Origin of the sequence: Methylobacterium soli (assembly GCF_008806385.1) — a bacterium.
Taxonomy (GTDB): Bacteria; Pseudomonadota; Alphaproteobacteria; order Rhizobiales; family Beijerinckiaceae; genus Methylobacterium; species Methylobacterium soli.
Map to the genome: position 1 here is coordinate 143,806 of NZ_VZZK01000001.1, position 24,397 is coordinate 168,202.

Consider the following 24,397-nt stretch of genomic DNA (forward strand, 5'->3'; position numbering starts at 1 on the left):
TCATTTATGTACTTGTTTTGTTCTCATTCGACAAGGGGAGACACGCCGTTCTCGTGCGCTCTTCCACCGGTTCGGAGCGGATCGCACGATGGCGTCAGGACGCCATCGTGCGCTTCACCGTCTCGACGAGCTGCTTCAGGCTGAAGGGCTTCGGCAGGAAATTGAAGGCCTCTCCCTCGGGAAGGTTCTTGCGGAACGCGTCCTCCGCGTAGCCCGAGACGAAGATCACCTTCAGGTCAGGCCGGTGCTTGCGGATCTCCCGCAGCAGGGTCGGCCCGTCCATCTCCGGCATTACCACGTCCGAGACGACGAGATCGATCTCGTGGGCGCCCTCCCCGACGATGCGCAGGGCTTCGAGGCCGGAGGCGGCCTCCAGCACGGTATATCCGCGAGCCGAGAGCGCGCGACTGTTGACGGCCCGGACGGGGTCCTCGTCCTCGACGAGCAGGATCGTGCCCTGTCCCGTATGGTCGGCCGAGGGCTTGCGGGGCTCCGGCGAATTGGCCTTCGCGGCGTCGGCGCTGTCCGCGCCGGCGGTGGACAATGCGCCCTCGGGCGGGGAGACCTCACCGGACTTGCCGGCGAGCCGCGGCATCGTTGCCGGCGGCAAAGTCGGGACGGCATCGGCCTCCGGCTCGGCGGCGGGCTCGTGGCGCGGCAGGTAGATCCGGAAGGCTGTGCCCTCGCCGACCGTCGAGCGCACGTCGACGGTGCCTCCGCTCTGCTTGACGATGCCGAAGACCGTGGACAGGCCGAGACCCGTGCCCTTGCCGATATCCTTGGTGGTGAAGAAGGGCTCGAAGATCTTCTCCATCAGCTCGGGCGGGATGCCCTCGCCGGTGTCGAGGACCTCGATCAGGACATGGTCGCCGGCCGGCGCACCGACGCGTCCTTCCGAATCCTCGTTCGTTGCCGGCACATTCGCGGTCCGGATCAACAGGCGACCGCCCTCCGGCATGGCATCCCGGGCATTGACCGCGAGATTGACGATCACCTGCTCGAACTGATTCACGTCGGCCTTGACCGGCCAGATGTCGCGCCCGTGCTTGAGTTCGAGGTCCACCCGCTCTCCGAGCAGGCGTTTGAGCAGGAGCGTCAGCTCGGACAGGGCCTCACCGACGTTCATGACCTCGGGGCGCAGGGTCTGGCGGCGCGAGAACGCGAGAAGCTGGCGCACGAGGCCCGCCGCCCGATTCGCGTTCTGCTTGATCTGCATGATGTCCTGGAAGGCGGGATCCGTCGGTTTGTGACTCGCGAGGAGCAGGTCGGAATAGCCGATGATCGCCTGGAGGACGTTGTTGAAGTCGTGCGCGATGCCGCCGGCGAGCTGGCCGACGGTGTCCATCTTCTGCGTCTGCGCGACCTGCTGCTCGAGCTGGCGCTGCGCCGTGGTGTCGAGGGCGTAGAGGATCACGCATTCGCGGTCGGCCTCGTCGGATGCGGTCTCGGAGGCCGGCCCCTCGCCGCCGGCGGGGCTGAGCCAGACCCGGGCCGAGCGGTTGCCGTTGCCCTTCAGTGAGACCTCGATCGGCTCGACATCGCCGAGGCCGCTCGCGGCGCGCGCGAGAGAGGCTTCGAGCGCCGCGCGGTCCCGCTCGATCACCGTCTCGCTCATGGTCGGCTCGGCGCCCGCCTCGCCGGTGCTGTCCTCGATCGCCTGGCGCGGCATCGCGCCGAACAGGCGGGCAAAGGAGGTGTTGGCCCGGGCGATGTGGCCGGAACGGTCGAGGGTCGCGATCGCGATCGGCGAGTTGTTCAGGAAGCGCGCGAGGCGCACTTCGGCCGCGCGCTGCGGTTCGTCGAATTCGGCGCCGGCCGAGCGGTTGATCACGAAGGTCCGCGAGGAGCCGGGCTTGCCGTCCTTGCCGAAGGCGATGCGATGATAGAGCCGCGCGGGCAGCGAGTGGCCGTTTCGCCGACGCAGATCGAGGTCGAACCGGTCCGTGCGAACCTCTCCGGGCAGGCCGACCGTGCTCGTCAGCATGTCGGCGCCGGGGGCGATCTCGGACAGGTGCGGGCCGCCGGGGCCCACCGTCGCGAGATCGTAGCCGAGCCATGAGGCCAGCGTCGCGTTCATGTAGACGATGGTCCCGGCGGGATCGATCGACAGGAAGCCCGCCGGCGCGTGATCGAGGTAGTCGATCGCGTGCTGCAACTCCTGGAAGACGTTCTCCTGCCGCTCGCGCTCGTGGGTGATGTCGCTGACGGTCCACAGAGCCGCGCCGCGACGCGGTCGGCTGAGGGCTCTCACGGAGATGCGGAACCAGGCAAATTCGCGCTCCGCCGTCCCGCTCGGGGGCGGCGCCATGCGGATTTCCTCGATGTGGCTGCGCCCGTCGCGCGCAGCCTGGGCGAGACGGTAGATCGCTTCCGACACCTCCGGCGACCCGACGAAGATGCGCTCGACCGAGCGCAGGTTGGAGAAGCTGTCCCCCCCCGCGATCCGCAGATACGCCTCGTTGGCGTAAATCAGCCGGCCGCCCTCCTCCACTACGGTTGTGGCCTCCGGCGCGGCATCGACGATGCTCTTGGTGATGTCGTCGCGAGCCCCCTGCCCGCTGAGCTGGATCGCCCCGATCGCGAGGGCGAACAGGAAGAACACGCCCGCCATCGCGAGCAGCGCCAAGAGCCAGACGATCAGGGATTGTGCCTGCTCGTTGGCGACGAAGGACAGGCCGATCGCGGCGCCGACGAGGAGCCCCGCCAGAACGAGGAGCAAGCCGACACGGCCCGGCCGCTCGGACCGGTCGATCGAGCCCGAAACCGGTGCCGTAGGTCCACTCAACTCAGCCATCGGGCCCCATCCAGCCGCACGGGCATCGGTTATCCCCGGGCCCGCTCGCGCAGCAAGCGGATTGTCTCGGGAAGTCTTAGAAAAGTCTCGCGAAAGAAGGTGGACAAACCGTGGCTTTTTAGGACGCACGCCCTCACGCCGCCCGTTGGCGCAGCCGCATCACGAAACCGATCACCTCGGCGACCGCCCGATAATGCTCGGCTGGAATCTCGTCGTCGATCTCAACAGTAGCGTGCAGGGCGCGGGCGAGCGGCGGATTTTCCAGGACGGGCACGTCGTGCTCCGCCGCGACGGCGCGGATGCGCAGGGCGAGCGAATCGACGCCCTTGGCCACGCAGACCGGGGCAGCCATGCCGGGCTCGTAGCGCAGAACCACCGCATAGTGCGTCGGGTTCGTGACCACGACGGTGGCGCCCGGAATCGCCGCCATCATGCGCTTCTTCACGCGGGCGGCGCGGAGTTGGCGCATCCGGCCCTTCACCTCGGGATTGCCGTCGCTCTCCTTCATCTCCTGCTTCAGCTCCTCCTTCGACATGCGAAGGCGCTGGCGCCAGCGGAAACGCTGGTAGAGCGCGTCCGCGAGCGTGATCACGAGGTAGATGGCGAGGACGCCCCCCATCATCTTGAGGGCGATGCCCAGGATCGCGGGCAGGCATGCGGCGGGAGACAGCCGGGCGAACACTTCGAGGCGGTCGCGGTCGCTCCACAGGATAGTCCCGACGACGACACCCACCACCGCCATCTTGGCGAGGCCCTTGGCGAACTGGACCAACGCCTCGATCCCGAAGATGCGCTTGATCCCGGCCATGGGTGAGACCCGCTCGAACTTGAATCCGAGTGTCTCGGTGGTGAAGACGAGTGGATGCTGCAGGAAGCCGGCGGCAAGGGCCGCCACCACGACGAGCCCGGTCGGGATCGCGAGCGCCTGCGCCCAGATCAGGAGCGAGCGGCTCGCGATCCCCGCGTAAGCGTGGGGGTCGGACGGGACCGCATGCGCATTCATCAGGAAGCCGCGCATGTCAGTGAACAGTCCGCTCGCGATCGAACCCGACGCGAGGACCAGCGCCAGCGTGAAGGCCGCGAGGGCGAAGAAGGTGTTGATCTCGATGCTGTTGGCGACCTCGCCGCGCTCGATTGCCTGATCGATGCGTCGCTGGGTCGGCTCTTCTGTTTTGTCTTCCTGCTCAGTCCCCTCCGCCACGGTTCAAGCCTTTCCGACCAGGCTCAGCGGCCGGTGAACTCGGCGAGGTAACGCCCGAGATCGTCCAGGAACACGCCCAACATCACGCCGAGCGAGCCGAACAGGATCAGCATGCCGATGAGGATCGAGGCCGGCACGGCGACGAAGAACACCTGCAATTGCGGCATCAGACGCGAGAGCACGCCGAGGCCGAGATTGAACAGGATGCCGAAGGCGATGAAGGGCGAGGAGATCTGCACGGCGAGGGTGAAGCCGCGCCCGATCGCCTTGACGGCCAGCATGGCGGCCTCGCCCAATCCCGGCACCGCATTCGGCGGCAGCACGGCGTAGCTCCGGCCGATCGCGTCGAGGGCGAGATGATGCAGGTCGGCAGCGAGGATCAGGGTGACGCCGAGCAGCGTCAGGAAATTGCCGAGCGCCGCCTGCTGGCCTCCCATCGTCGGGTCGACCGTCATGGCATAGGAGAGGCCCAGCTGCTGCGAGATGATCAGGCCCGCGGTCTGGAGCGCGGCGAGCACCATCCGGACGGTCAGCCCAAGCACCAACCCGACCAGCGTCTCCCCGAACAGCAGCGCGATCAGCCCGGGCCCGGCAAGCGAGCCGTTCTGAAGCGGCAGGAGCGGTCGAACCATCGGGAACAGGACGAGCGAGACCAGGAGCGCGAAGGCAAGGCGAAGGCGCGCCGAGACGAGCTGCTCGCCGACGCCCGGCATCAGCATGATGAGCGTGCCGACCCGCGCGAAGGTGAGCAGGTAAGCCGCCGCGACGCCCGGCAGGAGGAGGTTCATGCGGCTTCATAGCAGGGCCGAATTCCGCCGTCTCAGCCTCCCGCCACGATGCGGGCGGCGATACGGGTCATGTAGCCGGCCAGCGCGTCCCCCATGAAGGGCAGCATCAGCAGCAGCGCGGCGAAGACCGCCACGATCTTCGGCACGTAGATCAGGGTCTGTTCCTGGATCTGGGTCAGTGCCTGGACGAGCGAGACCAGGAGGCCGACGACGAGGGCGACGATCATCAGCGGGCCGGCGACCTTCAGGAAGACGAAGATGCCGTCGCGCGCGACGTCGAGGATGGCAAGGCCGGTCATGGGCTCTTCAGGTCTCAAGAGAGGTTGGGCTGCGGGTCGACGCGGCCGGTCGCCGAGCGTGGCGAAGCCGCTCAATCGGGCCGGGTTTAAATCTGCATCCTCATGATCTCCTCGTAGGCCGAGATCATGCGATCGCGCACGGCCACGAGGGTCTGGAGAGCGGTCTCGCTCTCGGCGACCGCTGTCACGACGTCGACCACGTTGGCTTTGCCAGCGGCGACGGACAGGGCCTGCGCGTCCGCGTTCCGCCCGGTCTCTCCAACGGAATCGAGGGCCGAGCTGAGAAGCGACTGAAAGTTGTTCCCCGCCGCGCCCTGCGTCGGCTGGACCTTCGGCGTACCCTTCAGGCCGCCGATGTTCTGGACGGCGGCGTAGGCCCCGGCCGCGAAATTGCTCGATGCCACGGCGCGACCGCTATTTCAGGATTTCGAGGGTGCGGGAGATCATCCGGCGCGTCGTCGTGACCATGTTGAGGTTCGCCTCGTAGGAGCGCTGAGCCTCGCGCATGTCCATGTTCTCGATCAGGGAATTCACGTTGGGCAGCCGCACCTCGCCCTTCGCGTCTGCCGCGGGATTGCCAGGATCGAATTTCGTGCGGAAGGCTGTCGGGTCGCGGCGGACGCGGCCCGCCTCGACGAGGCTCGCGCCGGTCTCGCGGTCGATATGCTGCGTGAATGTCGGAATCTTGCGGCGATAGGGCTCGCCGTTCGGGGTGGTGGCGACGGAATCGGCGTTGGCAATGTTCTCGGCGATAATGCGCATGCGACCGGATTGAGCCTTCAGCCCCGAGGCGGCGATGCTCAGCGATTTCAGGAAGTCCATGGTGCGGTCTCCGGCGGCTCAGATTGGGTCCGGATCAGCGCTTGCCGACCGCGATCTTCAGAGCGTCGAGGCTTTTCTGGTAGAGCGACGCGGCAAGCTGGTAATCCGACTGGTTGTCGCCGGCCTTCAGCATCTCCTCCTCGAGATTGACCGCGTTCCCGCTGGGGCTGACCTCGAAGCTCTTGACCCGACGCGGGTCGGCACCGATGCCGTCGCCCCCGGCCGCCGTCGCGATATGCGAGCTGCTCGTCAGGGCAAGGGAGACGCCTCCGCTTCCCTGCGCGATCTCGCCGGTGGCGCTGTTGAACTGCGGCTGCGTGAGGTCGCGCGGCCTGAAGCCCGGCATGTCGGCATTGGCCACGTTCTCGGCGATCAGCTTCTGGCGGGCCTGATGCCACTGCATCTTGGTCCGCAGCATGCTGAGGATCGGCAGGTCGGTGACGGCCACGGCGCTCGCGCCCCAGTTCGACTATCCGCCGGAACAGTTCCGCTCGGTCGGCAAAATCTGCCGGCCTCATGGTTAACGTCGAGTTAAGGTTTCTGCGCGCCAGGACGGCAGCGCGGTTATGCTGTTAACGAATTCTTAGGGTTGATTGCGCGGTCGGTGTCCGACCGTGATATTCAGGGTCCGCGTCGGGCCGGGCCAAGCGGCCTTCAGAAAAGCGAGAGACTTCCGCCTTGTCAGCGTTCTTCGGCTCGGATGGCTCCTTCGTCCTCCAGTTCGCCATCATCTTCCTCATCATTCTCGCCGTCTTGACGGCGATCGTGCTCATCGCGCGCCGTTTCTCGGGGCGGGGCCTCTCCCTCGCGGCCAAGAGCACGCAGCGCGGTCGGCAGCCGCGTCTCGGCATCGTCGACGTGTACGAGCTCGACCGGCAGCGACAGCTCATTCTCCTGCGGCGCGACAATGTCGAGCACCTGCTCCTCGTCGGCGGACCGAACGATGTCGTCATTGAGCGCCACATCCAGCGTGGCCTGCGCGGTGGCGCCGACCCGATCCTGCGCCCCGAAATGCTTCCCGAATCCGTTTCCGGGTCCCTTCCCGAGGAGATGTCCGAGCGCGTCGAGATCGAGGCGCGCCGGAGCGAGCAGACCCGGTACGAGCCGGATTTCGCGATGCCCCTGGTGGTGCCGGCCTCCGTGCCGGGCTCGAACGCGCCTCCGCCCATGACGCATCCCCTCGACGAGGCCGCGCTCGGCCCGGAGCCGCTGAACGAGGCGGGCGGAGATCTGCCCGAGCCGCCGCGGCGGGGAGACTCGCCCCCGAAGCGTCCGCTGAGCCGGACCACTCCGCCCCTGATCAATCCGCGCCCCGACGTTGCCTCCGAGCGGGCACGCAGCGAGCCGTCCTTCGCGGAATCGCCGGCCGCGCCGGTCGCCAAGCCGGCTCCGCCTCCCCCCGCGCCCGTGATCGCCCCCGTGGAGCCGCGCGCCGTAGATGCCGGAATCCTGTCCGACATGGCGCGGCAGCTCGAGATCGCGCTGTCCCGCCCCGCCTCCGCGGTAACGCCGCCCCCCGGGCTGGCGCGGCCGATGCCGGCGCCCGCGCCGACGCCCGCACCGAATTCGGCCCCGCCGGAGGCGCAGCGCCCGGACGCGAGAGCCGGAACCGATCCGATCGCGGCCGCGATGGCGGCTTCGACGCCGAGCACCGAATCCGAGATCTCGCTCGACCGGACATCGGCCGTGCAGCCGGTCGATCCGGGGCGGGAGCTTGAAACTGGACCGGGGCCGGCACCCACTGCGAAGCCCGTCCTGCCGCAGCCTCCGGTCACCGCGGCCCCGAAGCCGTCTGCCCCGGCGCCCGCCGCGCCTTCGATCAAGCCCGCCGCACCGCAACCGGCCACGCCTCCCCCGGCACCGGCGAAGGCGGCAGCCCCTCCGCCAGAGGCGCCCGCGGGCGGGACGAAGCCCGCCCAGGCACCCAACCCCTTCTCGGTGGAGGAAATCGAGGCCGAGTTCGCGCGCCTGCTGGGCCGGCCCCTCGACAAGAAGAACTGAGCCTGCAGCCCACGGGGCCGCGCGGGGGCCTCTCAGGATTGTCGGAGAGGGTGGGCCGTCACACACCGCGCCGCGCCGTCTCCGGCATCAGGTACACGGCGAGGAAACTGATCGCGGCCGCGATGCCGAGATACGCACCGACCCACGCGATGCCGCCCCAATCAACCAGGCGCTGCGCCAGGTAGGGCGCGCCTGACGCCCCGAGAATCCCCGCGAGGTTGTAGGTGACGGAGGCGCCGGTATACCGCACCCGCGTCGGAAACAGCTCGGGCAGCAGTGCTCCCATCGGCCCGAACAACCAGCCCATGGCCAGGAGCCCGAGGCAGAGAAAGCCGAGGACGAGGGCGGCCTGCCCGCTTCCGAGCATCGGCCCGAGCAGAAAGCCGAGCGCGATCGTCGCGGCGAGCCCCGAGAGCAGGACGGGGCGGCGCCCGAACCGGTCGGCGGCGGCCCCCGAGAGTGGGATCCCGAGTGCCATGAAGCAGACGGCGATGCATTCGAACAACAGGAAGGTCGGGCGGGAATAGCCGAGGGTCGTCGTACCGTAGCCGAGGGCGAAGACGGTCGAGAGGTAGAACACCGCGTAGCACGCCACCATCGCGAGGGTTCCGAGGAGCGTGGCGCGCCCGTGGCGGGTCAGAATCGTGGCAAGCGGCACACGCTCCGGTGCCTCGCGGGCGAGCGCCGCCTTGAACAGCGGCGTCTCGGTCAGCTTGAGGCGGACATAGAGCCCGACGCCGACGAGACCCGCCGAGGCGAGGAAGGGCAGTCGCCAGCCCCAGGCCTGGAAACTCTCGGCGTCGAGCCCGAGACTGAGGGCGAGGAAGCAGAGATTGGCCGAGATGAAGCCGACGGGCGCTCCGAGCTGCGGGAAGATTCCGTACCATGCGCGCCGGTCCGGCGGTGCGTTCTCGACAGCCAGGAGCGCGGCGCCGCCCCATTCCCCGCCGAAGCCGAGGCCCTGCCCGAACCTCAGCAGGCAGAGCGCCGCCGGAGCGATCCAGCCTGCCATGGCGTAGGAGGGCAGGCATCCGATCAAAACGGTCGAGATGCCCATGATCATCAGCGAGGCGACGAGGGTCGCCTTGCGCCCGATCCTGTCGCCGAAATGCCCGAACAGGGCGGCCCCGATGGGCCGGGCCACGAAGGCGATCGCGAAGGTCGCGAAGGCGCTGAGGAGCTGGATGCCGGGCTCGCCCGGCGGAAAGAAGATCGGCCCGATCACCAGCGCGGCGGCGGTTGCGTAGACGTAGAAATCGTAGAATTCGATCGCCGTCCCGACGAAGCTCGCCACCAGGATACGTCGCGCGGACGGACCGCCGGGTGCTGGAATCTCACGCATGGTCGAACATTCGTCCCTTCAGGATGGCGCGCCCTGTTAGAGCAGCGCGGGCCGATTGCACACCCATCTCGGAGCGCGACGGCGCGCTGAAACCGGCCGCATCTTTAACCTATGTAAATCGCGATATTTGTTGGAAACCACAGCAATTTTCGCGGGTTCGTTGAAGGACGCCCTCAGGATGCGGCGCTGGGAGAAGCGATTATGCGAGCACTGGTCTGGCACGGAACGCAGGATATTCGCTGCGACACCGTTCCTGATCCGCAGATCGAGCATGAGCGCGATGCGATCATCAAGGTCACTGCCTGCGCCATCTGCGGTTCCGATCTTCACCTCTATGATCACTTCATGCCGGGAATGAAGTCCGGCGATATCATGGGGCATGAATCCATGGGCGAGGTGGTCGAGGTCGGCCGCGGCATCAACGGCGCGCTCAAGAAGGGCGACCGGATCGTCGTGCCGTTCACGATCATCTGCGGCGAGTGCGATCAGTGTAAGCGCGGCTTCTTCTCGGTCTGCGAACGCTCAAACCGCAACAAGCACCTGGCCGCGAAGGCTTTCGGCCACACAACCGCGGGCCTGTTCGGCTACACGCACCTCACGGGAGGCTACGCGGGCGGACAGGCCGAGTATCTGCGCGTGCCGTTTGCCGACAAGACGCACATCAAGGTGCCCGAATCTCTCACCGACGAGCAGGTCTTGTTCCTGAGCGACATCCTGCCGACAGGCTGGCAGGCGGCGGTGCAATGCGAGATCGAGCCGACCGACACGGTCGCGATCTGGGGCGCCGGCCCGGTCGGACAGATGGCGATCCGCTCCGCGGTCCTGCTCGGAGCCAAGCAGGTGGTGTGCATCGATCGGGTGCCCGAGCGCCTCGAGATGGCGCGCGCGGGCGGAGCCATCACCATCAACTTCGCCGAGGAGAGCGTGATCGCGCGGCTGAATGAACTCACGGCCGGCAAGGGACCCGAGAAGTGCATCGATTCCGTGGGCATGGAGGCGCATGCCACGGCCACCCTCGACTCGATGTATGACCGAGCAAAGCAGGCGGTGATGCTGGAGAGCGACCGACCGCATGTCTTGCGGGAGATGATCTACGTCTGTCGCCCGGCCGGAACCCTCTCGATTCCGGGCGTCTATGGCGGGCTCATCGACAAGATCCCGTTCGGCGCCGTGATGAACAAGGGTCTGACGATCCGCACAGGCCAGACCCACGTGAACCGCTGGACCGACGATCTCGTGAAGCGAATCGACGACGGCCAGATCGATCCGTCCTTCGTCATCACGCACCGGATCGGCCTGGAACAGGGTCCGGAGATGTACAAGACCTTCCGCGACAAGAAGGATGGCTGCATCAAAGTCGTGATCCGGCCCTGAGGGAGACGAAGCGATGCGCTACGAAGGACCTCAATCCCGCCGACGCGGCCATCCGGACGAGGCCACCGACACGCTCGCGCGCGGCCTCGGCTGGTTCTCGATCGGTCTCGGAATTACCGAACTCCTGGCTGGCAAGAGCCTCGCGCGGGGCCTCGGCCTGACAGGCCAGGAAGACCTGATCCGCGCCTACGGCGTGCGCGAGATCGGCACGGGCCTCGGGATCCTAGCATCCGACGATCCGACGCCGTGGATCTGGGGTCGGGTCGCCGGCGACGCCCTCGACCTCGCCACGCTGGCCTCGGGCCTCAACAACCGGAACCGGCAGATGGACAACCTGCTCATCGCAATCGCGGCGGTGGCGGGTGTGACGGCCATCGACATCATTTGCGCCGACACCCTCAGCCGGGAGACGCGCAAGCCGTTGCGGCCGCTCGCCGATTACCAGGATCGCAGCGGCTACCCGAGAGGCCTCGAGAGCGCCCGGGGAGCCGCGCGCGATTTCGCGGTGCCGAAGGGCTTCCGCACCACCGATCTGCTTCGTCCCTTCGCGGGCTGAGGCCGGGAGCGGGACGCTCCACCGCTGATTCATGAGCAGGGCGCACAAGTTTTGTGCGCAGCAGCATCGAACCTGGCAAGCGCGCCTTCGGGCGCGCTTTCGCGTTCTCGGCAATCTCTGCTGAGGCGCGCGGGCTCGCGAGGATTGGCACATTTCCTGCTGGCTTCCGGACGCCCATCAATGGCGACGGGCAGCCTCCACCAGCAATGGCGCTGAACCGACCTGTCGTCCCGCGCGAGCCGCGGACAGCAGGGTCATGCGTTCGCGCGCCGCGAGGGCGCTGCGGGGGCCGGCGATCGAGAGCAGGATACAGGTGTCGATGCAGAACGGTGAGCTCAAGACTCGGCGAAGCCTCCTCAAGGGCGCCGCTGCCGCCCTGTCGCTGACGGCCGCCGCGCGGCTGGCCCTGCCGGGAGGCGCTTTCGCGCAAGGGGCCGGGCCGGAGGTGAAGGGCGCCAAGCTCGGCTTCATCGCACTCACGGATGCGGCTCCCCTCTTCGTCGCGAAGGAGAAAGGCATCTTCGCCAAGTACGGCATGCCCGACGTCGAGGTGCTCAAGCAGGCGTCCTGGGGCACTACCCGCGACAACCTCGTGCTCGGTTCCGAGGGCAACGGCATCGACGGCGCCCATATCCTGACGCCGATGCCCTACCTGATCAGCGCCGGCCGGGTCACGCAGAACAACGTGCCCATCCCGATGTACATCATGGCCCGGCTCAATCTCGCCGGCCAGTGCATCTCCGTGGCCAGGGAGCACATGGGCGACAAGGTCGCCCTAGACGCCAAGCCCTTCAAGGCGGCCCTGGAGAAGAAGAAGGCCTCCGGCAAGGCCGTGAAGGCCGCCATGACCTTCCCGGGCGGCACCCACGATCTCTGGATCCGCTACTGGCTCGCGGCCGGCGGCATCGATCCCGACAAGGACATCGAGACCATCGTGGTGCCGCCGCCCCAGATGGTGGCAAACATGAAGGTCGGCACGATGGACTGCTTCTGCGTCTGCGAACCGTGGAACGCGCAGCTCATCAGCCAGGGCATCGGCTACACGGCCCTGACCACCGGCGAGCTCTGGAAGGACCATCCGGAGAAGGCATTCGCGATGCGGGCCTCCTTCGTCGACAAGTACCCGAATGCCTCCAAGGCCCTACTGATGGCCGTCATGGAAGCGCAGCAATGGTGCGACAAGCCTGAGAACCGGGACGAACTCGCCGGGATCGTCGCCAAGCGCCAGTGGATCAACGTCTCGGTCGGCGACGTGGTCGAGCGCATGAAGGGCAACTTCGATTACGGCGACGGACGCAAGGCCGAGAACAGCCCCCACATCATGAAGTACTGGGCCGACAACGCCTCGTACCCGTACCAGTCGCATGACCTCTGGTTCCTCACCGAGGATATCCGCTGGGGCAAGTTCGACCCGATGACGGACACCAAGGCGCTGATCGCCAAGGTCAATCGCGAGGATCTGTGGCGCGACGCGGCCAAAACCCTCGGGGTGTCCGCCATCCCGACATCCACGTCGCGCGGAAAGGAGACCCTGTTCGACGGCAAGGTCTTCGACCCGGCCGACCCGAACGCCTACCTCGCCAGCCTCGGCATCAAGAGGGTTGCATAATGGCCTCTCCCACCACCCTCGACGGGAAGGTCAGCCTCGGGACCGGCGGCCGCGACGCGGCTCCGGTGAAGGCCCGCAGCCTCCCCAGGATCTCGGGCAAGGGCCTCGCCAAGGTCGCCGCGATGGTCCTGCCGCCGCTGGTCGTGCTGGCGGGCTTCCTCCTGTTCTGGGAGGTCGCCTGCTCGCATCCCGGCGCCGGCCTGCCGCCGCCGTCGCGCGTCGTCAGCGAGGCCTGGCCGATCATCGTCGATCCCTTCTTCGACAATGGCGGCACCGACAAGGGCCTGTTCTGGCACATCTCGGCGAGCCTCCAGCGCGTGGCGTTGGGCTTTGCCCTCGCGGCTATCGGCGGCATCCTCCTCGGCACGCTCGTCGGGCAATCCGAATGGGCTATGCGCGGCCTCGACCCGATCTTTCAGGTCCTGCGAACCATCCCGCCGCTCGCCTGGCTTCCGCTCTCGCTCGCGGCCTTCCGCGACGGGCAGCCCTCGGCGATCTTCGTGATCTTCATCACCTCGATTTGGCCGATCATCATCAACACGGCGGTCGGCATCCGGAACATCCCGCAGGATTATCGCAACGTTGCCGCGGTGGTGCGCCTGAACCCGCTCGAGTTCTTCTTCAAGATCATGCTGCCCTCCGCCGCGCCCTACATCTTCACCGGGCTGCGGATCGGCGTCGGCCTGTCCTGGCTCGCCATCGTGGCGGCCGAGATGCTGATCGGCGGCGTCGGCATCGGCTTCTTCATCTGGGACGCCTGGAACTCCTCGCATATCAGCGAGATCATCGTGGCGCTCGTCTACGTGGGTGTCATCGGCTTCATCCTCGACCGTCTGGTGGCAGGGCTCGGACGCCTCGTCACCCGCGGCACCAGCGCTGCGTGAGGGAGGACTTTCGCATGGCCCATCTTGATCTCTCCCAGGTCGGCATCAGCTTCACGCGCGCCGGCCGGACCACGGAAGTCCTGCGCGACGTCGACCTCAAGATCGCGAAAGGCGAATTTGTCTCGATCATCGGGCATTCCGGCTGCGGCAAGTCCACGGTGCTCAACATCGTGGCGGGTCTCCTTAAGGCCTCGACCGGAGTCGTGCTGCTCGACGGCCGGGAGGTCTCGAGCCCGGGCCCGGAACGGGCGGTGGTGTTCCAGAACCACTCGCTCCTGCCCTGGCTGACGGTCCGGGAGAACGTGGCGCTCGCCGTCGACAAGGTTCTGGCGAGGAAGAAGTCCAGAGCCGAGCGCAGCGCCTGGATCGAGCACAATCTCGCCCTCGTGAACATGATGCACGCCGCCGACAAGCGCCCGAACGAGATCTCGGGCGGCATGAAGCAGCGCGTCGGCATCGCCCGGGCGCTCGCCATGGAGCCGACGGTGCTCCTCATGGACGAGCCGTTTGGGGCGCTCGACGCGCTCACGCGCGCCCATCTTCAGGACCAGCTGATGGATATTCACGTCCGGCTGAAGAACACCGTCATCATGATCACGCACGACGTCGACGAGGCCGTGCTTCTCTCCGACCGCATCGTCATGATGACGAACGGTCCCTCGGCCACGATCGGGGAGGTCCTGACCGTCCCGATGGCTCGACCGCGCAAGCGCCTCGAACTCGTCGAGGACAAGGACTACGTGCATTGCCGGGCGGAGGTGCTGGAATTCCTCTATGCCCGCCACGCCCGGCCGGCCCTGGCCGCCTGATCCCGGGGCCCCGCGCTCTCATCCGCGCCGGCGAGACTTGGGCCAACCGAGTTCGGACGGCGCGGAGCCGGCTGCCGCTCAGGCCGTCAGGGCGGCGCCGAGATCCTCGATCAGGTCGGCCGGATCCTCCAGGCCGATCGAGAGGCGAACCACCTCCGGCCCGGCCCCCGCGGCGGTCTTCTGGGCGTCCGTGAGCTGCCGGTGCGTGGTCGAGGCCGGGTGGATCACGAGGGAACGCGTGTCGCCGATATTGGCGAGGTGGGAGAACAATTGCAGGTTCGAGACGAGCTTCACGCCCGCCTCGTAACCGCCCTTGAGGCCGAACGTGAAGACGGCACCGGCCCCGTGCGGCGTGTAGCGCTTCGCGAGCTGGTGGTAGCGATCGGTCTCGAGCCCCGGGTAGCTGACCCAGGCGACGGCCGGATGCTGCGACAGGTGCGTGGCGACCGTCATGGCATTGTCCGAATGACGCTGCATCCGCAGGGGAAGCGTCTCGATGCCATTGAGGATCAGGAAGGCGTTGAAGGGCGAGAGCGCCGGCCCGAGATCGCGCAGGCCGAGGACGCGGCAGGCGATAGCGAAGCCGAAATTGCCGAAGGTTTCGGAGAGCACCATGCCGGCATATTCCGGGCGTGGCTGGCTCAGCATCGGGTAGCGGTCGTCTCCGGCCCATTTGAAGCTGCCGCCATCGACGATCAGGCCCCCGATCGAGTTGCCGTGACCGCCGAGGAACTTGGTCGCCGAGTGCACGATGATGTCGGCCCCATGCTCGAAGGGGCGGATCAGATACGGCGTCGCCATGGTGTTGTCGACGATGAGCGGGATGTTGTGGCGCTTGGCGATCTGGGCGATCGCCGCGATGTCCGTGATGACGCCGCCAGGATTGGCGATGGACTCGCAGAAGATCGCCTTGGTGCGGGGCGTGATCGCCCGCTCGAACGAGGACGGGTCGTCGGTATCGGCCCAGACGACCGACCAGCCGAAGTTCTTGTAGGAATGGTTGAACTGGTTGATCGAGCCGCCGTAGAGCTTGTTGGCCGCCACGAATTCGTCGCCCGGCTGCATCAGGGCATGCATGGTCAGGAATTCGGCCGCGTGGCCCGACGCCACCGCGACCGCTGCAGTTCCACCCTCGAGGGCGGCGATGCGCTCTTCGAGCACCGCGTTCGTGGGGTTGGTGATCCGCGAATAGATGTTGCCGAAAGCCTGGAGCCCGAACAGCGAGGCGGCATGGTCGACATCGTCGAACACGAAGCTCGTGGTCTGGTAGATCGGCGTTGCGCGCGCGCCCGTGGCCGCATCGGGGGCGGCGCCCGCGTGGATCGCCAGCGTGTTGAAGCCGGGCAGGCGGTCGGTCATCGGTGTCTCCTCGGGCGGGCCATACAGTGCCGTTTACGCCCGGGCATGAGAGCGGCGCAAGGCATCGGACGCGGGAGCGGCCCGGTGCTCTGGCCCGGTTTGCGGGCTTTCGTACGCTCGTTTGCGGTTGACCGACCCTAAAAAAGTCTGAACCGCGTGATGTCCCCAGGCTTGGGCTGCCTCACTGCGCCTCTACGGGTCGAACCGCTCAATGCTGAAAACCGCCTTCGTTGCCGCGCGCGATCGTCAGCGCCTGTCTGAGATCGCCACGATCCTCATCGGCTTCGGCGTCAACAAGGTCGTGGATCGCCTTGGTCTGCGCTACATCCCGCTCCTGCCCCGCCGCAAGCCGCGCGTCGATGTCACGCGCCTGTCCCAACCCGAGCGCCTCCGCCGCGCCATCGAGGCGCTGGGGCCGACCTTCATCAAGTTCGGGCAGGTGCTGGCGAGCCGGCCCGACCTGCTTTCCCCGGCCTGGACCGAGGAGCTGGAGAAGCTGCACAGCCAGGTCTCACCCGTGCCGTGGGAGCTGATCCGGCCGCAGCTGGAGACCGATCTCGGCGCCTCCCCCAACGAGGTCTTCGCCGAGTTCGACCTCAACCCGATCGCGTCCGCCTCGATTGCGCAGGTCTACCGCGCGCGGCTGCATTCGGGCGAGGAGGTGGTCGTCAAGGTTCTGCGTCCGGGGCTGCGCAAGATCATCGAGGCGGACCTGCGCCTGATGGCGCACGGCGCCCGGATCGTCGAATCCGAGTGGCCCGACATGGCCCGCTATCAACCCCGCGAGCAGATGCGCCATCTCGCGGCAGGCCTGAACGGCGAGCTCGACCTGCTCAATGAGGCCCGCAACTGCGAGTTGCTCGCGGCGATCTTCGAGGGTCGCGACGACGTCGTCTTCCCGAAGATTTTCTGGGAATGGTGCTCGGAGCGCGTCCTCGTTCAGGAATTCATCCACGGCATCTCGCCGAACGACGAGGAGGGCTTGAGGGCCGCGGGCGTCGACAAGAAGCTCCTCGCGCAGAAGGGCACCGACGCCTTCCTGCGGATGGCCCTGATCGAGGGCGTGTTCCACGCCGACCCGCATCCCGGCAACCTGCTGGCGATGTCGGGGGACCGCATCGGCTTCATCGATTTCGGCATCATCGGACGCCTCTCGCAGAAGCGGCGCAACCAGCTGCTCGTCCTCATCGGCGCGATGCTGAAACAGGACGCGGACGGGCTCATGGCCGTGCTTCTCGACTGGACGGGCACCAGCAATCCCGACCTGACCAAGCTCGAAGCCTCAGCCCAGGCCTTCGTCGAGAGCCATTCCTCGATTCCGCTGAACCTCGGCCTGGTGCTCACCGACTTCATGACCATGGCACGCGAGAACGATCTCGCGATGCCGACGGACCTCGCCATCCTGTTCAAGGGCCTCGTCACGGCCGACGGGGTGATGCGCCAGCTCGATCCGAATTTCGACCTCTTCGCCGCTGCCGGTCCGACCGTGCGCTCGACGATGCAGACGCAGTTCTCCCTGAAGGGCATCAAGCGCAAGGCCGAAGCCCTCGGTGTCGGCCTGTTCGGCGCCGCCTCCGAGCTGCCGACCCTGATTCACCTGATGCTGGTGCGGCTGAAGCAAGGACGCGTCACCGTCGAGATCGAGGTGAAGGGCCTCGACAAGGTCACGCGCGGCATCGAGCGCGCGGCCGCCCGCGTCGCCGTCGCCCTCGTGGTCGCAGCCTTCGCGACGCAGCTGGCTCCCCGCCTGATCGACCTCGGGACGCCTGTCTTTATCACGATCGGCATGATGGTGTTCACGATCGGCGTCGGTTGGCTGGTGCTGCTCGGTCGTAACAAATGAGAAATTTTACCGGGCGAGATTTGCTCAAGTCGTCGGAATTCTGAACACTGGTATTTCGGATCCGGTTACTTGCGGCCCTGGCGTGGCATGATACCGTGCAGGGACAACCGAATCGCGAGGCGTCGAGCAGGCGGTGGGGCAAGAAGCGGAATCATCCGCCGGTTTCCCGTCGAACCCCGGCATCAAAGCCGCCGCGCCGCGAATGTCGGGACGTTCACGCGTCGGGCTGCGTCCGCGAGATCGTGTTTGGCGGCCGGGATCGGCGCTCATGGGGAGCGTGGCGGTGTATACGAGCACCTATCCCGAAACCTTGATGGTCGATCGGCATACGGCGGCATTGGAAGCCGAGAACGCGCATCTGCGCGCGCTCCTGGCGCAAGCCCAGCGTCGGGCTGCGGCGGATGCCGACCGGTTCGCGGCCGAGAATGCGCGCGCGCTAGCGGAAGCCGCGTCTCTCGCTTGCCTCTATGAGCGCGGTCTCGCCGAGGGTGCGGCCCGCCTCACGCGCGTCGAGGATCTGAATACGCAACTCCGCGCCAGCGAGGAGTTGAATCGCCGCATCCTCTGGACCACAACCGACTGCGTGAAGATCCTGGATCTCGATGGGCGGCTCATCGCGGTGAGCGAGAACGGCCCTTCCGTCCTCGGTGCCAAGGATTGCACTGCGCTCGTCGGACAATCCTGGATCGCATTCTGGTCCTGCGAGGCGAGTCGCGCACGTATAGGCGAAGCGCTCAAGGCGGCCCGCGCCGGGCGGGCCTCCCGCTTCCAGGCCATGCTCGAGATCGGCTCCAGCACCCGGACGGTGACGTGGTGGGACGTCGCGGTCACGCCGGTCAACGGCGATGACGGACAGCCGGAACGGATTCTCGCGGTCTCCCGCGACATTTCCGAATTGAAGCAGAACGAGGCGCGCCAGACCCTGCTGATGCAGGAGTTGGCCCACCGGGTTAAGAACACGCTCGCGATGGTTCAGGCGGTCGCGACCCAGACCCTGCGAAACGCGGTCTCCCTCGAGGCGGCCGGCGAGGCGCTCGGCGCACGCCTGATCGCTCTGGCGCAGGCACACGACGTTCTGATGCAGGGCTCGTGGTCGAGCACCGACCTGAGGAAGCTCGTCGCCGGAGCCGTCAAGCTCCACGGCGATGGGGCTCCGGACCGCTTCCGCGTGCAGGGTCCGGACCTCATCCTGGGTGCGCGCCCCGGCCTGACGCTGGGCCTGATGCTGCACGAACTGGGGACGAACGCGGCCAAGTACGGCGCCCTCTCGACGCCGGACGGGCATGTCGAGATTGCCTGGAACATCGTCCGCTCCGGCTCGACAGAGCACCTGCATTTCCGCTGGGAGGAGGTCGGCGGACCCTTGGTCGCGGCTCCAACGCGGAGCGGGTTCGGCACACGCCTGATCGAGCGGAGCCTGTCTCACAGCTTCGACGGGATCGTGAGCCTGTCCTACCCGAGCACAGGCGTCGTCCTGACCCTGGAGGCGCCGTTGGCAGGGGTCCTCGGCGAGGCCGCCTGAAACTCTCGCCGCTCGCCTCGCCATGCCCGTGGGCATCCCGCCGGTGGACCCGGGGCCCCCTGGTCCTTGACGGAGCACGGCGCGGGGAATAGGCCCCGGACTCCGGTTCAAGGGATCGCCTCAGGCCTGATGACTGACACTCCGTCCGAGCAACCCGTCGTTCTCCTCGTGGAAGATGACGGCCTTCTCCTGATGGAAGCGTCCGACACGCTCGCGGATGCGGGCTTCACGGTGGTCGAAGCGACCCACGCGGACAAGGCCCTGAAAGTCCTGGAAAATCGCGACGATGTCGGCCTGCTGATGACCGATGTCGACATGCCTCAGGGATCGATGGACGGCTTCGCCCTGGCCCGGCTCGTTGCCGATCGCTGGCCTGCGATCCCGGTCCTCGTCGTATCCGGCATGGGGACGCCCGGTCCGCATGATATGCCGGATGGGGCCCGCTTCATTCCCAAACCCTACGAGCCCAAGACACTCGTCAGAACCCTGCGCGCGTTCGTCCGGCGCGCGGCCTGAACCGCCTGCTTTCCACCGTCGCATCGAAGTCGAGCTGATGTCCGAGACCCGTTCCCCCCGCTTCGCGACGCAGGCCATCCATGCCGGGGCCTCGCCCGACCCCGCGACGGGCGCGCGGGTTCAGCCGATCTATTTCACGAACGGATTCGTCTTCGACTCGACCGAGCAGGCGGCCGACATCTTCGCGATGCGCCGAACCGGCTTCTCCTATTCGCGCGGTTCGAACCCGACCGTGGCGGCCCTCGAACGCCGCGTCGCCGCACTGGAAGGTGCCAAGGCGGCGATCGCGGTCGCGTCGGGGCAGTCGGCCGTTCTGCTCGTCCTGATGACCCTGATGAAGAGCGGGGATGCCTACGTCGCCTCCTCGCGCCTGTTCGGCGGCTCGCTCGGGCTGATGCGCCGCCTCGATGGCCGCTACGACATCAAGCCTCAATTCACCAAGGGCTTGAGGCCGGAGGATTTCGAGGCCGCGATCTCGCCGGAAACGCGCGCGATCGTCTGCGAATCGATCGTGAATCCCTGCGCCACCGTCATGGATCTCGACGGCATCGCGGCGGTGGCGCGCCGCCATGGCCTGCCTCTCATCGTCGACAATACCCTCGCATCCCCGGCCCTGATCCGACCGATCGAGCACGGCGCCGACATCGTGGTGCACTCGACCTCGAAGTTCCTCGGCGGGTCCGGCCAGACGATCGGAGGCATCATCTGCGATGCGGGCTCGTTCGAATGGACGAAGCACGGCCATTACAACCTCATCACGGATCCCTGGCCCGATTACGACGGCCTCGTGATCACGGAGCGTTTCCCGGATATCAGCTTCGCGGTGGCCTGCCGCCTCTTCGGCCTGCGCGATCTCGGTCCCGGCCTGTCGCCCATGAACGCCTTCCTGACGCTCACGGGCATCGAGACCTTGCCGCTGCGGATGGAGCGCCATTGCGCCAATGCGCGGGTCGTGGCGGCGCATCTCAAGGAGCACCCGAAAGTCGCCTGGGTCAGCTATCCTGGCCTTCCCGGCCAGCCCGGCCAAGCGCTGGCCGAGCGCTACGTGCCCCAGGGACCGGGCTCGATCTTCACGTTCGCGCTGAAGGCTGGAGAAGCGTCGGCGCTGAAGTTCATCACCAGTCTGGAATTGATCTCGCACCTTGTGAATATCGGTGAGATCAAATCGCTGGCGATCCATCCGGCGACGACCACGCACCGCCAGCTCGACGACAGCGACAAGGAGGCGGCCTGCGTCGGACCCAATTCGGTGCGTCTCTCGATCGGCCTCGAGAATGTCGAGGATCTGATCGCGGATATCGACCAGGCCCTCGCCCAGGTCGAATGAGCGGACACGGGTCTCAGCCCGCCGCGGCGAGGTCCGAGAAGACCGCGCGGGGCGTTCGCGACACGCCGAGTCCCTTGCTGAGGAGCCAGGGAATGCGGCTCGCCGCTGTCGGCTTCGCGTAGAGATAGCCCTGAGCGAAGCTGCAGCCGCCCGCCTCCAGGAAGCGGGCCTGCTCGACCGTCTCGACGCCCTCGGCGGTGACGTCGAGGCCGAGACTTCGGCCCAGCTGCAACACCGCCGTGACGATCGCCACATCGTTGACGTCGCGCGTCAGGTCATTGATGAAACTGCGGTCCACCTTGATCTCGTCGACCGGAAACCGTTTCAGGTGGGTGAGGGACGCGTAGCCCGTTCCGAAATCGTCGAGGGCGACGCGGATTCCGGCCACGTGCAGGCGCTTGAGCACGTCGGAGACCCGCTCACCGCGTCCCCCGAGGAGGACCGTCTCCGTGACCTCGACACCGAGGCGCTCCGTCGGCACGCCGGTCGCCGCCAGCATGGCGAGGAAGCTCTCGGCAAGATCCCGGTCCGCGAATTGCGCGGTCGAGAGATTCACGAAAACGCGCCCCGGATCGAGTCCGCTCGCCAGCCAGGAGCGCAAGTCGCGCGCGACCTGTTGGGCGATGCTCGCACCCAGAGCCGCGCCGATCTCTGGATCGTCGAAGGCGGACGCGAAGGCGGCGGGCGCGAGCAGGCCCCGCGCCGGGTGATGCCAGCGGGCGAGCGCCTCGAAACCCACGATGGCGCCGGTGCCGAGATGCACCTTGGGCTGATAGAACGGGACGATCCCGCCCTCCGCTAGGCCCGCGCGGATCTCGCGGGCGACGGTGACGCGCTCCTCGATGCTCGCGCGCAGCGCCGGCTTGAAGAGAGCCGCTTGATTGCGCCCGGCCGCCTTCGCCGCGTAGAGCGCGAGATCCGCATTGGTGAGGAGATCGGCCGCGTTGCGCGCGTGATCCGGGTAGAGCGCGAGACCGAGACTCGCCCGCGGCGAGACGCTGCGGCCCGCGATGGCGACGGCCGGCCCGAGAACATCCAGCACGGCGGCCGCCACCGCATCGATGCGGGGAGACTCGCCCGTCCCGTCGCGGGTCCCGGCCGTGATCAGCACGAACTCGTCGCCGCCGAGCCGCGCCACGAGATCGCCGGGCTCGACCAGCCCCGACAGGCGGATTGCAACCTCCTTGAGGAGGATGTCGCCCGCGTCGTGACCGAGGGTATCGTTCACCTCCTTGAACGCATCGAGATCGAGAAGGATGAGTCCAACCTGGGACGCTTCCCGCTCCGCACGCGCGAGCGCCGCATCGAGGGTCACCTGGAACAGGGCACGGTTGGGCAGGCCGGTGAGGACATCGTGATGGGCTGCATCCCGGATCGTCTCCTCGGCCGCCTTGCGGGCCGTGATGTCGACGAGGCTGGTGATGACGCAGGGGCGGTGGCCGATCTGGACGGCATCGGCCGACAGCAGCACGTCGCGATGGGCCCCGTCGATGGTTCTCAGAGGGACCTCGATGTCCCGCACGGTCCGGTGCCGATCGAGCGCACCCTGAACGCGCCTGCGATCGGGCTTATCGATGAAGGTCCGCGTGCTCAGCGCGGTAAGGTGTCCCGGACTGCCGATGCCGAAGAAGGACCGGGCGGCGTCGTTCATGTTGACGAAGCGGCCATCCTGCGCGTCGGACACGACCACCGGGATCGGGACCGCCGTGAAGAGGGCCTCGAAAAGTTGGCGGCTCTCGAGGAGGTCCCGGTTCGCGCGCCGCTCCGCCTGCATGGCGATCCATTCGAGGCGCCGGAGCCGATTCGACCGGACGACGACGAGGAGCAGTGCCACGTTCGCCATGACGGCCGCGAGGCCGAGGCCGATGCTGGTCGCGGGGAGCGGCGGCGGCAATGCATAGGCCGCGAGAAGCAGGCCGGATGTCCCGACGCCGACCACGACGGTCCAACGGAAGCGCGTCGGCGCGACCAGGAGGAAGACCGCCGGGAGCATCAGCACGACGAACAGGGCGATGTCCGAGCGAGAGGACACCAGGAGCGCGACACCGATCGCGGCGGCGGTCTCCCACCCCAGGATGAGGCGCTGAAGTGCCGGAAAATTCGTGGCCCTCGGCGCGAGCCCGAGGCAGATCAGCGAGATCACGACGACGCCGAGGCGCGCCGGCACCGCCACGGCGAAATGCGGGTCGCCGAGGAAGCGCCAGTCGCTTGCCAGAAACAGAAAGTTCAGGATCGCCGCGAGCCCGAAGAGCAGGCGCGCATGGCGAAGCGTCTCGGGCAGGCGCTCGGCTTGGAAAGCGGCTTCGCGTTGCGGGTCCAGGAACTCGCCGCCGATGGTGCTGAGTGAATTGGGCTGCATGGGCCGGCATGCTCGCAGCCAAAGCTGTGAAGGTTGTTAATGCCGACAGACTCAACCCACGCGATATGAATCAATCGCTCGCTGGCGGTTTGGCCCGCCGGCTCAACGCCCGCAACGCGCCCCGGAGCGTGCGGACATCCTGCTCCGTCATCGCCATGCGATGCAGCATGTCGCGCATGTTGCGAGCGATGATCTCGCGCTTCTCCGGCGGATAGAACCCGGCAGCCTGGAGCCCTTCTTCCAGACTCGCGAAGAGCGAGAGCAAGGCCTCGCGCGTGGCCGGGAGCGAGAGCAGCGCGCCGGAGAACGGGAGTTCCGCCCGTCCGGACGCCCGGCGCCACTCATATCCCATCAGCAGCACCCCTTGCGCGAGGTTGAGGGATGGAAAATCGGGGGAGACCGGAAATGTCACGATGGCGTCGGCCAGCGAGACCTCGTCGTTCGTCAAGCCGACGCGCTCGCGGCCGAACATGATGCCGATCCGCTGGCCCTCGCGCGCCGCCACCTCTACCATCGCGGCCTCCGGTGCCAGGACGCGCTTCATCTGCCCCCGCTCGCGGGCCGTCGTGGCGAGAACCACGTGCAGATCGGCGATCGCTTCCGGAACGGTCGCGTAGATCCTGGCCGCGTCGAGGACGTGCGTTGCGCCGGAGGCGGCCTCCCGGACGCCCTTCTTCGGCCAGCCGTTCTTCGGGTTGACGAGGCGCAATTCCGACAGGCCGAAATTTGCCATGGCGCGTGCCGTCATGCCGATGTTCTCGGCAAGCTGGGGCTCGACCAGAATGATGGCGGGCGGGGTGCCCGATGGGAGTTCGGTGCGTATCGACATGGGAATGGGTGCGTGTCTGGAGAGCTCTGCTCTTACGCCGCGCGTGCCTGTCATTTCCAGACGGACGTGAGCCGGAGGCCCGGTCGGCATCGATTTTTGTTCTTATTGCATTCTGGCTCCGTATGGCCATGCGCTGAAAACCACCAAAACCGGTCAAGTCCTC

21 protein-coding genes are annotated in these 24,397 nt (G+C 67.2%); 10 read left to right on the forward strand and 11 right to left on the reverse strand.

Annotated elements, in window-relative coordinates:
• Positions 1 to 94: 94 nt before the first annotated feature.
• The 7 genes from cckA to flgB all read right to left on the reverse strand — a co-directional run bounded on the left by cckA (position 95) and on the right by flgB (position 6,352).
• Entirely contained in the window at positions 95 to 2,794 is a 2,700-nt protein-coding gene (gene cckA, locus F6X53_RS00640) for a cell cycle histidine kinase CckA (RefSeq protein ID WP_150996156.1), read from the reverse strand.
• A 133-nt stretch (positions 2,795 to 2,927) separates the two neighbouring features.
• Positions 2,928 to 3,995: a flagellar biosynthesis protein FlhB gene (gene flhB, locus F6X53_RS00645; protein ID WP_150996158.1), complete on the reverse strand. Its 1,068-nt coding sequence runs from the start codon at positions 3,993 to 3,995 to the stop codon at positions 2,928 to 2,930.
• Between the two features lie 23 nt (positions 3,996 to 4,018).
• Positions 4,019 to 4,783, reverse strand: a complete 765-nt coding sequence (gene fliR, locus F6X53_RS00650) for a flagellar biosynthetic protein FliR (protein WP_150996160.1) — start codon at positions 4,781 to 4,783, stop codon at positions 4,019 to 4,021.
• A gap of 32 nt (positions 4,784 to 4,815) precedes the next feature.
• On the reverse strand, positions 4,816 to 5,082 hold the full coding sequence (fliQ, locus tag F6X53_RS00655; protein WP_150996162.1) for a flagellar biosynthesis protein FliQ: 267 nt from the start codon (positions 5,080 to 5,082) through the stop codon (positions 4,816 to 4,818).
• An 86-nt stretch (positions 5,083 to 5,168) separates the two neighbouring features.
• A complete protein-coding gene (gene fliE, locus F6X53_RS00660) occupies positions 5,169 to 5,486 on the reverse strand; it encodes a flagellar hook-basal body complex protein FliE (RefSeq protein ID WP_150996164.1) in 318 nt (105 codons plus the stop codon).
• A 10-nt stretch (positions 5,487 to 5,496) separates the two neighbouring features.
• Entirely contained in the window at positions 5,497 to 5,904 is a 408-nt protein-coding gene (gene flgC, locus F6X53_RS00665; protein WP_150996166.1) for a flagellar basal body rod protein FlgC, read from the reverse strand.
• Between the two features lie 34 nt (positions 5,905 to 5,938).
• Positions 5,939 to 6,352 (reverse strand): flagellar basal body rod protein FlgB, encoded by a 414-nt coding sequence (gene flgB, locus F6X53_RS00670; RefSeq protein WP_150996168.1) that lies wholly within the window; start codon positions 6,350 to 6,352, stop codon positions 5,939 to 5,941.
• Positions 6,353 to 6,582: 230 nt separating this feature from the next.
• Here flgB and F6X53_RS00675 point away from each other — a divergent pair, with 230 nt between their 5' ends.
• Positions 6,583 to 7,905 (forward strand): hypothetical protein, encoded by a 1,323-nt coding sequence (locus tag F6X53_RS00675; RefSeq protein WP_150996171.1) that lies wholly within the window; start codon positions 6,583 to 6,585, stop codon positions 7,903 to 7,905.
• Positions 7,906 to 7,963: 58 nt separating this feature from the next.
• Here F6X53_RS00675 and F6X53_RS00680 read toward each other — a convergent pair whose 3' ends face one another.
• Positions 7,964 to 9,247, reverse strand: coding sequence for an MFS transporter (locus F6X53_RS00680; protein WP_150996173.1), 1,284 nt, complete (start codon positions 9,245 to 9,247; stop codon positions 7,964 to 7,966).
• Between the two features lie 201 nt (positions 9,248 to 9,448).
• On the opposite strand from F6X53_RS00680, the gene F6X53_RS00685 reads away from it, so the two are divergent.
• From F6X53_RS00685 to F6X53_RS00705, 5 genes are all read left to right on the forward strand, one after another.
• Positions 9,449 to 10,621: a zinc-dependent alcohol dehydrogenase gene (locus F6X53_RS00685; RefSeq protein ID WP_150996176.1), complete on the forward strand. Its 1,173-nt coding sequence runs from the start codon at positions 9,449 to 9,451 to the stop codon at positions 10,619 to 10,621.
• Positions 10,622 to 10,634: 13 nt separating this feature from the next.
• Positions 10,635 to 11,177, forward strand: coding sequence for a cyclase dehydrase (locus F6X53_RS00690; RefSeq protein WP_150996178.1), 543 nt, complete (start codon positions 10,635 to 10,637; stop codon positions 11,175 to 11,177).
• A gap of 319 nt (positions 11,178 to 11,496) precedes the next feature.
• On the forward strand, positions 11,497 to 12,786 hold the full coding sequence (locus tag F6X53_RS00695) for a CmpA/NrtA family ABC transporter substrate-binding protein (RefSeq protein WP_373875824.1): 1,290 nt from the start codon (positions 11,497 to 11,499) through the stop codon (positions 12,784 to 12,786).
• On the forward strand, positions 12,786 to 13,670 hold the full coding sequence (ntrB, locus tag F6X53_RS00700) for a nitrate ABC transporter permease (protein ID WP_150996180.1): 885 nt from the start codon (positions 12,786 to 12,788) through the stop codon (positions 13,668 to 13,670). The genes F6X53_RS00695 and ntrB overlap by 1 nt, the downstream gene beginning before the upstream one ends.
• 14 nt (positions 13,671 to 13,684) lie before the next feature.
• A complete protein-coding gene (locus tag F6X53_RS00705) occupies positions 13,685 to 14,479 on the forward strand; it encodes an ABC transporter ATP-binding protein (RefSeq protein ID WP_150996182.1) in 795 nt (264 codons plus the stop codon).
• 78 nt (positions 14,480 to 14,557) lie between these two features.
• On the opposite strand, the gene F6X53_RS00710 is transcribed toward F6X53_RS00705, so the two are convergent.
• A complete protein-coding gene (locus tag F6X53_RS00710; protein ID WP_150996184.1) occupies positions 14,558 to 15,838 on the reverse strand; it encodes an O-acetylhomoserine aminocarboxypropyltransferase in 1,281 nt (426 codons plus the stop codon).
• Positions 15,839 to 16,049: 211 nt separating this feature from the next.
• Here F6X53_RS00710 and F6X53_RS00715 point away from each other — a divergent pair, with 211 nt between their 5' ends.
• The 4 genes from F6X53_RS00715 to F6X53_RS00730 all read left to right on the forward strand — a co-directional run bounded on the left by F6X53_RS00715 (position 16,050) and on the right by F6X53_RS00730 (position 21,046).
• Complete coding sequence (locus F6X53_RS00715) at positions 16,050 to 17,681, forward strand: ABC1 kinase family protein (protein ID WP_150996186.1); 1,632 nt, start codon at positions 16,050 to 16,052, stop codon at positions 17,679 to 17,681.
• A gap of 283 nt (positions 17,682 to 17,964) precedes the next feature.
• On the forward strand, positions 17,965 to 19,203 hold the full coding sequence (locus F6X53_RS00720) for a sensor histidine kinase (protein ID WP_238298400.1): 1,239 nt from the start codon (positions 17,965 to 17,967) through the stop codon (positions 19,201 to 19,203).
• Between the two features lie 129 nt (positions 19,204 to 19,332).
• On the forward strand, positions 19,333 to 19,719 hold the full coding sequence (locus F6X53_RS00725; RefSeq protein WP_150996188.1) for a response regulator: 387 nt from the start codon (positions 19,333 to 19,335) through the stop codon (positions 19,717 to 19,719).
• Positions 19,720 to 19,756: 37 nt separating this feature from the next.
• Complete coding sequence (locus F6X53_RS00730) at positions 19,757 to 21,046, forward strand: O-acetylhomoserine aminocarboxypropyltransferase/cysteine synthase family protein (protein WP_425324673.1); 1,290 nt, start codon at positions 19,757 to 19,759, stop codon at positions 21,044 to 21,046.
• A 13-nt stretch (positions 21,047 to 21,059) separates the two neighbouring features.
• On the opposite strand, the gene F6X53_RS00735 is transcribed toward F6X53_RS00730, so the two are convergent.
• Positions 21,060 to 23,405 (reverse strand): putative bifunctional diguanylate cyclase/phosphodiesterase, encoded by a 2,346-nt coding sequence (locus F6X53_RS00735; RefSeq protein ID WP_150996191.1) that lies wholly within the window; start codon positions 23,403 to 23,405, stop codon positions 21,060 to 21,062.
• 70 nt (positions 23,406 to 23,475) lie between these two features.
• Entirely contained in the window at positions 23,476 to 24,234 is a 759-nt protein-coding gene (locus tag F6X53_RS00740) for an RNA methyltransferase (RefSeq protein ID WP_150996192.1), read from the reverse strand.
• Positions 24,235 to 24,397 lie beyond the last annotated feature (163 nt).